Origin of the sequence: Pseudomonas sp. WS 5411 (assembly GCF_012985595.1) — a bacterium.
Classification (GTDB): Bacteria; Pseudomonadota; Gammaproteobacteria; order Pseudomonadales; family Pseudomonadaceae; genus Aquipseudomonas; species Aquipseudomonas shahriarae.
Genome location: NZ_JAARMC010000018.1, coordinates 80,595 through 93,020 on the forward strand (window position 1 = coordinate 80,595; position 12,426 = coordinate 93,020).

Consider the following 12,426-nt stretch of genomic DNA (forward strand, 5'->3'; position numbering starts at 1 on the left):
TGGCAGGATCCTACAAGATGGACCGAAAATGCCTATCTGTCGCGGTGTAGGTGCGGGCTCCTACAGGGATACGGGCTTGCGCTCTCGCGTCTTGATCTCACTGACAATCACCGCCGCCACAATCAACACCGCCCCCACCATGGCCATCGGCGGGAAGCGCTCACCGGCAATCCGCCCGATCACCCCGGCCCACACCGGCTCGCCGGCATAAATCAGGGTGGCACGGGTCGGCGAGACGCTTTTCTGCGCCCAGTTCATCGCCAATTGGATCACCGCACTGGTCAAGCCCAGGCCGACGGCGCTGAACAGCAACACCCAGGAAAAACCCGGCAATGCCTCGCCGGTGGGCACTACCAGCAGGAACGACAGCAGCGAGGCGGTGGCCAGTTGCACCACGGTCACCCGGCGTACATCCACCTGGCCCGCATAAGCGCTGATCAGGATGATTTCGGCGGCAATCGCAATCGCGCCGATCAACGTGGCGATTTCCCCGGGGCTGAAATTCAGTGATGCGCCGGCCGGGCCGGTCAGCAGCATCAGGCCGGCGAAGGCCAGCATAATGCCGATGCTTGGCATTAACCCCGGGCGCCGCCCCAGCACCAGCCACTGCAGCAGCGGCACAAACGGCACGTAGAGCGCGGTGATAAACGCCGACTGGCTGCTGAGGATGGTCTGCAGACCAATGGTTTGCAGGCCGTAGCCAAACATGATCGCCGTGCCGATAAAGGCGCCCGCCTTCAGCTCGAACAGGGTCAGGCTGCGCAGGTTGCGCCAGGAAAACAGGCCGACCACCAGCGCCGCTGCGGCAAAACGCAAGCCGACGAAGAACATCGGCCCGCTGACGGTCATGGCGTGTTGCACCAGGATAAACGTACCGCCCCAGATCATGGTGATCAGCACCAGCACGCATTCGGCTTTGCTGAAGCGGGAAAACAGCTGGGAGGCGGTCGAGGTGGTCATGGCGGCTCTGGTCTTGCACAGGAAGGGCGCGGAACGCACAATGCGCCGCAGCTGGGCAGTATACTGCGCAACCCCACCGAGTGAGCAATATAGTGCACAAAGAAAATCCGCAACGGGCCTCGGTCCTGCAGCACGTCAGCCAGAACGTTCGACGCCTGCGCCATGCGGCCGAACTGAGCCAGACAGCCCTGGCGGAAAAGTCCGGGGTCAGCCGGCGCATGCTGGTGGCCATCGAGGCCGGTGAAAAGAACGTCAGCCTGTCCACCCTTGACCGCGTGGCCGAAGCCCTGGATGTGGCCTTCAGCGACCTGATCCAGGCCCCTGACGCCCGTGACCACAGCCGCATCAACGAACTGGCCTGGGCCGGTGAAATAGATGGCAGCAAGGCCGTGTTACTGGCCAAGGCCACCGCCCGGCGGGAGGTGGAACTGTGGGAGTGGCGCCTGGAGCCGGGCGATCGCTATTGCCCGGATCCCGACCTCGAAGGCTGGAGCGAACAGTTGTTCGTGTTCGAGGGTAGCCTGACCCTGGTGGTGGGTGACGTCGAAACCACCATCGCCGCTGGCGAGTTCTTTATGTTCCCCAGCCATCAGCCCCATGCCTATCGCAATGACGGGCCAGTGGCGGTGCGCTTTATCCGCAACGTGGTGATCTAGATCCACACATCATTGCGCTGGGTCCGTTCGCCGCCCTGATCGCCAGTGTTCAACACGCCGCAGGGTTCGACCAGCAGCAGCTTCACCTCTCCCTGGGCATACGGTTTGTGCTCGATGCCCTTGGGTACCACGAACATCTCGCCAGCCCCGAGCTGTACCGCGCCATCGCGAAAATCAATGCGCAGCGCGCCCTCGAGGACGATAAAGGTCTCGTCGGTGTCTGCGTGGCTGTGCCAGACAAAATCCCCTTCGATCTTCACCACCTTGAATTGGTAGTCGTTCATCTGCGCGACGACCTTGGGTGTCCATTGCTCGCTGAACAGGCTGTATTTGTGCGCAAAGTTGATGGCGGTATAGGAGGGCATGTCCGTTATCTCTGTTGATCCTGGAAAGGCCAGACCTTAAATGCAGCGCGGCAGCAAGTATTGAATGATCGTGCGATTGTGAGTTTAAAAGAAACGTTATATTGTATCTCTTGATAACGATTCTCAGGCGTTGCCGCGCTTGAGATCGCCCCGCTTATTTTCGGCTCAAGGGATTGCAGATGAACCAGTTGCACGGCATAGCTCCGCGGTTTCCCACATTTTTGGCGGTGGGCTTGGTGTCGTCGCTCACCGGTCTACCTGCCGCTGCAGCGCAAGATCGCGAAGAATCGGTCACCGAGCTTGAAGCCATACGAGTCAGCGCGCCGCTGAACAAGGCCCTGGAAGTAAATGCCGGTGGCTTCGGCGCCAAGGACGCCATGGAAATCCCCCTGGCCATCCAGAGTTATTCCAACAAGACCATCGCCGACAGCTCCGCGCGCACCGCCGTGGATGTGCTGAGCCTCGACCCCTCGGTGCTCAGTTCGTCGGGCGGCAGCGGCTTTGACAACTTCCGCCTGCGCGGCTTTGCCATGGACAACTTCAACACCATCCGCCGCGATGGCCTGACCCTGGCCCCGCACCACGACGTACCCCTGGAAAACGTCGAGCGTATCGACGTGCTCAAGGGCCCATCGGGTTTCCTCTACGGTTTCAACTCGCCGGGCGGCACCATCAACTACGTCCTCAAGCGCCCGACCCTGGAGCCGCTGCTCAATGTCAGCGTGCAAGGCTCGTCGTTGCTCGGCCGCTACGTGGCGATTGATACCAGCGATTCATTCAACGACGGCGCCTTTGGCTATCGCCTGAATGCCGGCTACGAGAAAAACGGCGACTTCGATCACGCCCGCGACATGGAACGCAAGTTTATCGGCCTGGCCACCGACTTCCGTCTGAGCGACCGCGCCCTGTTGCAGTTGAACGCCGACTGGTCGCGCAAGTCCACGGTCGCCGACCCATTGCTGCGTGCCGACCAGAGCGGCCGCGCCAACCCTCTGGACCCGTCCAGCTACGTGCTGCCACCCAAGGTCAATCGCCGCGATCTATTGACCGGCTCCTGGTTCCGTCACCAGACCGAAGGCGCCAACCTCGACGCCAAGTTCGAGTACGAGCTGGATGACAACTGGACCTCCGTGACCCAGGGCAACTACTCGCGGGTCGAGCGCCACGGCGGCTATAACGACCTGTTCGGGATCAAGCCTAACGGCGATATCGGCTCGGCCGACTTTTACGTGTCCCGTGGTGAAGTGTTCAGCACCTGGTCGCTGCAGTCGTACCTGGCCGGCAAGTTTGCCACCGGCAACATTTATCACGACGTGTTCTTCGGCACCGGCTACAAGCAGTTCAAGGACGTCAGCCCGTTCTGGGATTTGGTCGACAGTGGCACTCCAGGCATCGGCATTGGCGATGTCTCGGTGGGTAATATCCGTCACCCGGTCAACCCGCCCAAGTGGCACTTCGGCTCGGAACAGCCCACTGACTTTGTGTCCTCCATCAAGGAGACCTCGGTTTTCGCCAGCGACCTGATTTCCCTTACCGAACAGTTCCAGGTGATGGTAGGCGGGCGTTACATCTGGTACCGCGCGGATAAACTCTCAGCCACCGCGCCTTCGCAGAGCCACGACGTGTTCGTGCCCAGCGCTGCGCTGATCTACCGGCCCTGGGACAGCGTGATGACCTACGTCAGCTACTCCAAAGGCTTTGAAAAAGGCGACTACGCCCCCCAACACGCGACCAACGCCAACCAGCCCACCGACGCCATCGAGTCCCAGCAATATGAGGTGGGCCTGAAGCTGGACCTTAACGATCGCCTGAACCTGGGCCTGGCGGTATTCGATATCCGGCGCAAGGCCAGTTACCTGAACACCAGCAATACCTATGTGAGCAATGGCGAATACCACCACCGTGGCGCCGAGCTAACCCTGTCCGATCGCGTCACCGACGCCCTGACCCTCACCGCCAACGCCGCCTACCTGACCACGCGCATGGAAGATGTGGATGACGTCACCGTGGACGGCAAGCGCACTGAGAACGTGCCCAAGTGGAAAGGCGCGGTCGGCGCCCTGTACACCGTGGCCGCTGTGCCTGGCCTGTCGTTGGACAGCACCCTCAGCTATGTCGGCAGCCGCCCGGTGGATGCGCAGAACAGCGGCTACATCCCCAGCTACACCTTGCTCGACGCCGGTATCAGCTACCGCTCGAAACTTGCGGATACCCCGGTGACCTACCGCCTGCACGGCAAGAACCTGACCAACAAGTACTACTACGCCAGCGCCTATTACCTGGGCGGGCTGGATGTGGGGCGCGAGCGCGAAGTGTTCCTGTCGGCCAAGTTCGAGTTCTAGAACCATGACGTATTCCAGTTCATTGCCCGGCCTGCGCCACCTGTGGGTCGAGCGCCTGCTTGAGCGGCACGCGGGCACGTTGACCGAGTTGGTCGATGGCCTCGGCTCGCCGCTGCATCTGGTGTGCCCACAGGTTTTTCACGCCAATGTCGAAGCCTTCCAGCACAGCTTTACCCAGGCCCAGGTGCGCGGCAGCGTGTTGTTTGCGAAAAAGGCCAACAAGGCCAACTGTTTTATCCAGGCCTGCGCGCAGTGTGCGATTGGCGTGGATGTGGCCAGCGTCGGTGAGTTGCAAAAGGCCTTGGCGGGTGGGGTGGCTGGCACTGATATCGGCGTGTCCGGGCCACGTAAGAGCGATCAGCTGCTTGGGCTGGGCCTGAGTCATCAATGCCTGCTGGCGGTGGACTCGTTGGAGGAACTGCTGCGTATCCAGCAATTGGCGCTATCCCTGCGCCAACGTGCGCGTCTGTTGTTGCGCTATTGCCCCAGCAGCCAGGTCCATAGTCGTTTCGGCCTCAACCCACGGGAGTGCGACCAGGCCCTGGTGTTCTGCCGCCAGCACGCGGCGAACCTGGACTTGCAAGGTTTCTCGTTTCATCTGGGCGGCTACGACACCGCCCAGCGTGCACAAGTCGCCAGCCACTTGGTCGACCTGTGCCGGGCCAGCGAGCTGGACAACTGCCGCACGGTCAACCTGGGCGGTGGCTTTGCCGTGCGCTATGTCGACCCGGCGCAGTGGCAGGCCTTTCTGGCCGAGGACTGCGCCGAGCGCTATCACAACGACAAGGGCTTCGCCGGCTTCTATCCCTATGGCGCGCTGCGCGCGGGGGCCGAGGCCCTTGACGATATCCTCGCCACGCCCGTCAGCCCCGGCCTGAGCCTGGCGCAAAAGGTCATCGAGTACGGCGTGCGGCTGATTATCGAACCCGGCCGCGCCTTGCTCGACCAGGCCGGTATCAGCGTGTTCCGCGTGCAGGGCGTCAAGGACCGCACGGCCAGTGATGGTTATGCCCAGGTCACTGTGCAGGGCAGCAGCTTCAACCTCTCCGAACAGTGGTTCAACAGCGAATTTCTACCCGACCCGCTGCTGTTGCCGGCCTCGCCACGGCCGCGGTCGCCGTTTGTCGCGTGTATTGGCGGGGCCACCTGCCTGGAGTCGGACATGCTGACCTGGCGCAAAGTCGCCTTCGACTACCCGATCCAGGCGGGTGACTTGCTTATCTACCTCAATACCGCCGGCTATCAGATGGACTCCAACGAGTCGCCTTTTCACGAAGCGCCCTTGCCACACAAAGTGGTGCTGGAGCTGCGTAACCCACACCTGCGCTGGAAGCTGGACAGCCTGGCTTAATCGTAAAGCCACTCAACAAGGAGCCTCGAGTGAACAGTTTGAATAAACCCGCTGCCCCCGCCGACCTATGGGTGCTGCCCCAGGCCGCGCTCGAAGACCTGGGGGTGAGTTACCGTGAAGTGCTGCAGGTAGTCGAGCAGGCGTACAAGGCCTTGCGCAACGGCGACTCGCAGAACCCGCTCAAGACCATTGTCGAACCGATGGACCGCCATTCCATCAGCTACTCGATGGTTGGCCGGGATGGCGCCAGCCACACCGTGGGCTTCAAGGTGGTGTACGAGCATGACCCGCAGCGCACCCGTGATGCCTATCAGTTCCATTCGTTTATCTTTCTGTGTGATGACCGCACCGGCCGCCCGATTGCCTTGATGGACGTGGTCAAGCTCGGCCCGTTGCGCACCTCGGCCACCTCGGCGTTGATGGCCAGGGCCGCCTGCCCGAATGCCCGCAGTGCCCTGGTCGTCGGTACCGGCGTGCAGGGGCAGGTGGCGTTGCCCATGTTGCTCGCGGCCATGCCGGACCTGGAGCGTTTGTATGTCTACGGGCACTACGCCGAAGGCCTGCGCGCGGTGCAAGACACCCTGCACAAACACTACCCGCTGCGCGATGTGGTGGTGGTCGATGACCTGCCGGCGGCGGCTGGCGAGGCCGATATCATCCTTGGCGTCGCCGGGCTTTCGGCGCGCCAGCAAGTGCAGCGGGCCTGGCTCAAGCCCGGCGCCGTGGCGGTGCTGGTGGGTTATGGGATTGATGCCGACGTGTTGCATGGCGCCGACTACCGCATTGCTACCGACACCGCGCAGATGCAAGTCACCAGCGCCGACCTGGCGGCCGCCGACGGCAGCCTGCCCGCGGTGGACGCCGAGCTGCCGGACATCCTCCTGGGCCTGGCACCCGCACGCCGCCATCCCGACGATGTGGTGTTCGCCTACAACAGCGGCATGGTGGTGACCGACGTCGCCCTCGGGCGCTTGATGGCCGACCGCGCCCTGACGCAGAACCGTGGGCAGAGGGTCCAACTATGGTCGGCCTGACTGCCGCACAACCCGGCGCCTGGCGCGCCGACAGCCGGGCTCTGCTGTTGCTGGCGCTGCCCCTGATCCTGACCAACCTGGCCTATGTGGCCCTGACCACCATCGACATCGTGGTGCTCGGCATGCTGGGTGCCAAGGAGCTGGCAGCCGGTGGCCTGGCCATCGCGCTGTTCAACCAGTTGCGCACCACCGGCACCGGGCTGGTCACCGGCGTCAGCAACCTGGTGGCCCAGGCCAATGCCCGGGGCGATGAAGCCCAGGTGCGGGCGTTGCTGGTGGCGGGGCTGTTCTGGGCGACCGTCAGCGGCCTGGTGTTTATGGGCGTGTTGCTGGGGTTGCGCCAGCCGCTGACCTGGCTGGGCCAGGATGCCAGCGTGGTGGCCAATGCCATGGACTTCCTGCTGATCATTGCTCCTGGCCTGCTGCCTTGCCTGTGGTTCCAGGCGCTGCGCCACTTTACCGTGGGCCTGAAATTCCCCGGGCCGTTGCTGGCGATCACCCTGGTGTCGATCTTCCTCACGGCGGCGCTCAACTACGTGCTGGTGTTCGGCAAGTTCGGCGTCCCGGCCTATGGGCTGGCGGGGGTGGCGATCACCAGCGCCGTGGTGTTCCTGCTGTCGTTCCTGATGTTCTTTGCGGTGGTACTGACCCATCGGCGCTTGGCCGGTTACTTCAAACTGGCGCACTTGCGCTTTTCGCCGGCGGCGATCAAGGCCGTGTGGAAGCTCGGGCTGCCGATTGCCGGGACCTATGCCAGCGAGGCCGGGTTCTTCAGCGTACTGACCCTGCTGATCGGCACCCTGGGCATGGAGGCGCTGGCGGCGCAGACCGTGCTTAACCAGATCATCTACATCGTGTTCATGTTCTCTGCGGGCATCTCCCATGCCGCCTCGATCCACATCAGCGAGGCCTGCGGCACCGGGCAGTATCAGCGCGCGCGGCAACTGGGGCGCCTGGGCCTGGGCCTTGGGGTGCTGGTCATGTTGCTGTTTGCCATTCCTTACGCGTTGCTACCCGAACAGGTCATCGGCCTGTTTATCAGCACCGAGCACGCCAACAACCTGGATGCGGTGCGCCTGGCCACCACCGGTTTGTTGATTGCCATCGTCCTGCAGGTGTTCGACGCCAGCCAGAACATCGGCAACGGCATCCTGCGCGGCATCGGCGATACGGCGGGACCGCTGCGCATTTCCCTGTTCGGCTACTGGCTGGTGGGGCTGCCCGCTGCCTGGCTGCTGGGCATCGTCAGTCCTTACGGGATCTTCGGCGTGTGGGCCGGATTGGCGATAGGCCTGGCGGCTACCGCGTTGCTGCTGATTGTCTCGTTTGAACGGCAACTCAAGGCGCTGGACCGCGCGGGCGCCGTCGCACTGTCATAACAAGGAGGTGTTCCATGCATCAAGACGACCCTGCACACCGCGTCGAGGCGTTGGTGCGCCCCAGCGTGCGGCGTTTGCCCCTGTACGACCCGGGCGCCGATCCACATCAGCTCGGTACGCCGACGGTGATCAAACTGTCCAACTGCGAAAACCCGCTGGGCATGTCGCCGGCTGCTGCAGCGATGCTGGCGCATCATGGCGGGGCAGGGCTGGAACGCTACCCCGACCCCAGTGGCCGGGCCCTGCGGCACCTGATCGGCGGCCAGTTGGATGTGGATCCGGCGCGGGTCATCCTCGGCAACGGCTCGGAAAATATCCTCGAACTGTTGTGCCTGGCGCTGCTCGATCCCGAGGACCGGGTGGTGACCCAGCAGCCCTGTTTCAGCCTGCATGAAAGCCTGCCATTGATGATGGGCGCGACGGTGGACAAGGTGCCGCTCAACCCGGATTTCAGCGTTAACCTGCAGGCCTGGGCCACGGCCCTCGAGCAACCGGCGAAGCTGTTGATGCTGAGCACCCCCTGCAATCCGGTGGGCACGGCGCTGTCCAGCGCTGAACTGACGGCGCTGGTCGCCGCCGCTCACCCCGACACCTTGTTGGTGATCGACGAGGCGTATTTTGAATTCGTCGAGGACGCGGCTGACGCCCTGGCGATCCTCGACGCGCAATCGCGGCCTTGGATCATCCTGCGCACGTTCTCCAAGGCGTATGGGCTGGCGGGGCTGCGGATCGGCTATGGCATCGCTTCGCACCGCAGCCTGATTGATGCGCTGCACCGGGTGCGCACGCCGTACAACGTCAATCAACCGGCCCAGGAGGCCGCCAAGGCCGCCTGGCTGGACCCGCAACACGTGATTCGCAGCCGCGAATTCGTCGTCATCGAGCGCCAACGCCTGACCCAGGGGTTGCAGGCCGCGGGTTTTCGCGTGGCGCCGTCCCAGGCCAATTTCCTGTTTATCGACACCGCTTGCAACGCCTTGGAGGTGGTCGACGAATTGCTCAAGGACGGGATCATCGTCAAGGCCTGGCGCGAGCCGGGATACACCAGTTTTATCCGCGTGTCCCTGGGCCTGGCCCAGCAAAACCAGGCGTTTCTCGCCAGCCTGCAACGCGCCGTCGCGACCCTGGCCGGGTAAGCGCCGCGCCGGTTTTTCATACTGCCCAGAGGTTGTCATGATCAAGACTTGCCTGTCCGAACTGATCGGCGATACACCGCTGCTCAAATTGTGCGTCACTGAAAACGGCAGCTGCGTGCTGCTCAAGCTGGAACAATTCAATCCCACCGGCACCGCCAAGATCCGCATGGCCAGGCAGATGCTCGACGAGGCGCAGGCCTCGGGGCAGCTCAAGCCGGGTGGGCGGATTGTCGAATCGACCTCGGGCAACACCGGATTGGGCCTGGCGCTGCTGGCCGCCGAGCGCGGCTACCGCTTCACTGCCGTGGTCGACGAACACGCCAGCCCCGACAAACTGCGGGCGATGCAGGCCTTTGGTGCGCAGTTGGTGCGGGTCGGCGACCCCGGTGGCGGGCTGTCCACCGCCGACCGCGATGCTACCGCCGAGCGTATTGCCACGGAGCAGGGCGCCTACTGGACCCGCCAGCACCACAACCCGGCCAATGCCAATGGCTACACGCAACTGGCAGCGGAATTACGCGCAGTGCTGGGCGATGAAATCCACTACCTGGTGGGCGCCGTGGGCACCGGCGGTTCGTTATGCGGCACTGCGCGTGCCTTGAAACGCCATGCCCATGGCCTGCAGGTGATCGGCGTCGAACCCTGCGGCTCGGTGATCTTTGGCGGCCCCGGTGCGCCGTATCATCAGTCCGGCACCGGCACCCCGGAGGGCGCAGAAATCGGCGCCGTGGTCGACTACGCGCTGATCGACAAAGGCCTGACTGTCAGCGACGCCCAGGCCTTCGAAACCGCGCGCTACCTGGCGCGGCATTACGGTCTGCTGCTCGGCGGCTCGGCCGGCGGGGTTATCTACCAGGCCCTGCGCGAGGCCTGGCATGCCCCGGCCCACAGCGTGATCGTGGCACTGGTGTGCGATGGCGGCGAAAAATACCTCGACACGGTGTTCAACGACCAATGGATGGCGGATCGGCAACTGCTGGCGCCCCAGGTTCATCGTGAGCTCGAGCAATGGTTGAGCGCGCTGCCCCAGGTCAAACAGCAAGCCTAGCGGCTTGCCTGGGGCGCCGGCCTTCGCTACTGTGGCGCCCCGCCTGCGTGAGCCCCGCCATGAGTGACACCACTGTCGAACTGATCCAGACCGGCCCTGAACAGGCCGAACTGATCTGCAACCTCTACCAGTTTTATGCCTATGAATCCTCCGATTGGGAGCAGGAAGACGTCGAGCAGGACGGCCGTTTCTATATCCACGAGGAACACCTGGCGCGCTACTGGCAAGAGCCGCAATGGAGCGCCAATCTGCTGCTGGTGGACGGTTACATCGCCGGTTTCCTGTTGATCGAGCGCAGCGAGTTGCCGGGGATCAATGCCCTGGAACTGGCTGACCTGTTTATCTTGAAACGCTATCGGCGCAAGGGCATAGGCCGCGCCCTGGCCACCCAGGTGTTGACCAGCGGCGAGACGGACTGGCTGGTGCGGTTCTATGACCAGGACGAAGCGTCCCAGGCGTTCTGGCGCAGCGTATTGGACAACCTGCCGCGCCCGGTGCAGGCCATCGAGCTGGATGACGAGCCGCAGTTGCTGAGCTTTTTGGTGACCCGGGCGGTTGTTCACTGACGCAGTCCGTGCGGACTCGTGTGGGAGCGGGCTTGCCCGCGATAGCGGTGTATCAGTGGATGTGTTCGGTACTGACCCACCGCTATCGCGGGCAAGCCCGCTCCCACAGAGGGTATGTGTTTGTTTGAATTACCGCCGATTTACGTGGGTTGAACGGTTGGGCGGCTATGCTGGTCAACTGACCTTCAATGTCGACGCAAAGAGGTGACCGCAATGGCCAAGACTTACAGCTACGCCGCCCGTGACGCCAAGGACGCCCTCAAACCCTTTACCTTCGAGCGCCGCGCCCCCGGGGCCGACGATGTTCAAATCGACATCCTCTACTGCGGAGTGTGCCACTCCGACCTGCACACGGCGCGCAATGAGTGGAACAACACCCTCTACCCATCGGTGCCGGGCCATGAAATCGTCGGCCGGGTGACGGCGGTGGGGGCCAATGTCAGCCGCTTCAAGGTCGGTGACCTGGCCGGCGTCGGCTGCATGGTCGACAGCTGCCAGCACTGCGCATCCTGCGCCGAGGGCGAGGAGCAGTACTGCGAGAACGGCTTTACCGGCACTTACAACGGCCCGGTGTTTGGCGGTGAAAACACCTTTGGCGGCTATTCCGACAATATCGTGGTCAAGGAGAAGTTCGTCCTGCGCATTTCCCACGATGAGGCGCAATTGGCGGCCGTGGCGCCGCTGCTGTGTGCCGGGATCACCACCTACTCGCCGCTGCACCATTGGAAGGTCGGCCCTGGACAGAAGGTCGGCGTGGTCGGCCTCGGCGGCCTGGGCCATATGGCGGTGAAAATCGCCCATGCCATGGGCGCCCATGTGGTGTTGTTCACCACCTCGCCGAACAAACGCGAAGACGGCCTGCGCCTGGGGGCTGACGAGGTGGTGGTGTCGAAGAACCCGGACGAAATGGCCAAGGTCGCCAATAGCCTGGATTTCATCCTCAACACCGTGGCCGCACCCCATGACCTGGACGCGTTCCTCAACCTGCTCAAGCGCGACGGCACCATGACCCTGGTGGGCGCGCCAGACAGCCCGCACCCGTCGCCTTCGGTGTTCAACCTGATCTTCAAACGCCGCAGCCTGGCGGGGTCATTGATTGGTGGCATCCAGGAGACCCAGGACATGCTGGACTTCTGCGCCCGGCACGGGATCGTCTCGGAGATCGAGATGATTGATATCCAGAGCATCAACGAATCCTACGAGCGCATGCTCAAGGGCGATGTGAAGTACCGTTTTGTGATCGACATGGACAGCCTCAAGCGCGAGATCCAGGCGGCCTGACCTTAATCTGGCGGTGGGCGCTGGGTTGTTTGTGATGGTCATGAGTCTTTACGCAGCGCTCTTTTTGGGTTGTTGGGGTTGTGTACATATCCGTTGTTGCGGTTATGGCGGCTATTGGTTCCGCCCTTACGGCGGCTCACTTTGGAAGAGCGCCAAAGTAAGCAAAGCGCTCTTGCCCCACCACTCGGCACCTCGCCTAGGCTCGGTGTGCCCGTCATCCGACATTGATTTGGGGGGCCGCCGCGATGGGCCATCCATGGCCCAGCGCGGCTAACCCGGCGTCCTGCCGGGTTACCCCCCAAATCAAT

11 protein-coding genes are annotated in these 12,426 nt (G+C 63.1%); 9 read left to right on the plus strand and 2 right to left on the minus strand.

Going from position 1 to position 12,426, the window contains the following annotated elements; translation table 11 throughout:
- Nucleotides 1–60: 60 nt before the first annotated feature.
- Nucleotides 61–960, minus strand: a complete 900-nt coding sequence (locus HBR93_RS20610; RefSeq protein WP_169960958.1) for a DMT family transporter — start codon at nt 958–960, stop codon at nt 61–63.
- Between the two features lie 92 nt (nt 961–1,052).
- Between HBR93_RS20610 and HBR93_RS20615 the strand changes: the two genes are divergently transcribed.
- Entirely contained in the window at nt 1,053–1,616 is a 564-nt protein-coding gene (locus tag HBR93_RS20615; protein ID WP_076965184.1) for an XRE family transcriptional regulator, read from the plus strand.
- On the opposite strand, the gene HBR93_RS20620 is transcribed toward HBR93_RS20615, so the two are convergent.
- Nucleotides 1,613–1,981 carry a cupin domain-containing protein gene (locus HBR93_RS20620; RefSeq protein ID WP_169960959.1) on the minus strand — a complete coding sequence of 123 codons (369 nt, stop codon included), beginning with the start codon at nt 1,979–1,981 and terminating at the stop codon, nt 1,613–1,615. The two genes, HBR93_RS20615 and HBR93_RS20620, sit on opposite strands and share 4 nt — an antisense overlap.
- 179 nt (nt 1,982–2,160) lie before the next feature.
- Between HBR93_RS20620 and HBR93_RS20625 the strand changes: the two genes are divergently transcribed.
- From HBR93_RS20625 to HBR93_RS20660, 8 genes are all read left to right on the plus strand, one after another.
- On the plus strand, nt 2,161–4,323 hold the full coding sequence (locus HBR93_RS20625; RefSeq protein WP_169960960.1) for a TonB-dependent siderophore receptor: 2,163 nt from the start codon (nt 2,161–2,163) through the stop codon (nt 4,321–4,323).
- Nucleotides 4,324–4,327: 4 nt separating this feature from the next.
- Nucleotides 4,328–5,674: an alanine racemase gene (locus HBR93_RS20630; protein WP_169960961.1), complete on the plus strand. Its 1,347-nt coding sequence runs from the start codon at nt 4,328–4,330 to the stop codon at nt 5,672–5,674.
- A 29-nt stretch (nt 5,675–5,703) separates the two neighbouring features.
- Complete coding sequence (locus HBR93_RS20635; protein ID WP_198792323.1) at nt 5,704–6,708, plus strand: hypothetical protein; 1,005 nt, start codon at nt 5,704–5,706, stop codon at nt 6,706–6,708.
- Nucleotides 6,696–8,087 (plus strand): MATE family efflux transporter, encoded by a 1,392-nt coding sequence (locus HBR93_RS20640; RefSeq protein ID WP_115127967.1) that lies wholly within the window; start codon nt 6,696–6,698, stop codon nt 8,085–8,087. Before HBR93_RS20635 ends, HBR93_RS20640 begins: the two co-directional genes overlap by 13 nt.
- A 14-nt stretch (nt 8,088–8,101) precedes the next feature.
- A complete protein-coding gene (gene hisC / locus HBR93_RS20645) occupies nt 8,102–9,223 on the plus strand; it encodes a histidinol-phosphate transaminase (protein ID WP_169960962.1) in 1,122 nt (373 codons plus the stop codon).
- A gap of 37 nt (nt 9,224–9,260) precedes the next feature.
- The gene (locus tag HBR93_RS20650; RefSeq protein WP_057439042.1) at nt 9,261–10,271 is read left to right on the plus strand and encodes a cysteine synthase family protein; all 1,011 of its coding nucleotides are present in this window, start codon (nt 9,261–9,263) and stop codon (nt 10,269–10,271) included.
- A 59-nt stretch (nt 10,272–10,330) separates the two neighbouring features.
- The gene (locus HBR93_RS20655; protein ID WP_057439041.1) at nt 10,331–10,837 is read left to right on the plus strand and encodes a GNAT family N-acetyltransferase; all 507 of its coding nucleotides are present in this window, start codon (nt 10,331–10,333) and stop codon (nt 10,835–10,837) included.
- 213 nt (nt 10,838–11,050) lie between these two features.
- Nucleotides 11,051–12,118, plus strand: a complete 1,068-nt coding sequence (locus tag HBR93_RS20660) for an NAD(P)-dependent alcohol dehydrogenase (RefSeq protein WP_169960963.1) — start codon at nt 11,051–11,053, stop codon at nt 12,116–12,118.
- Nucleotides 12,119–12,426: the final 308 nt, after the last annotated feature.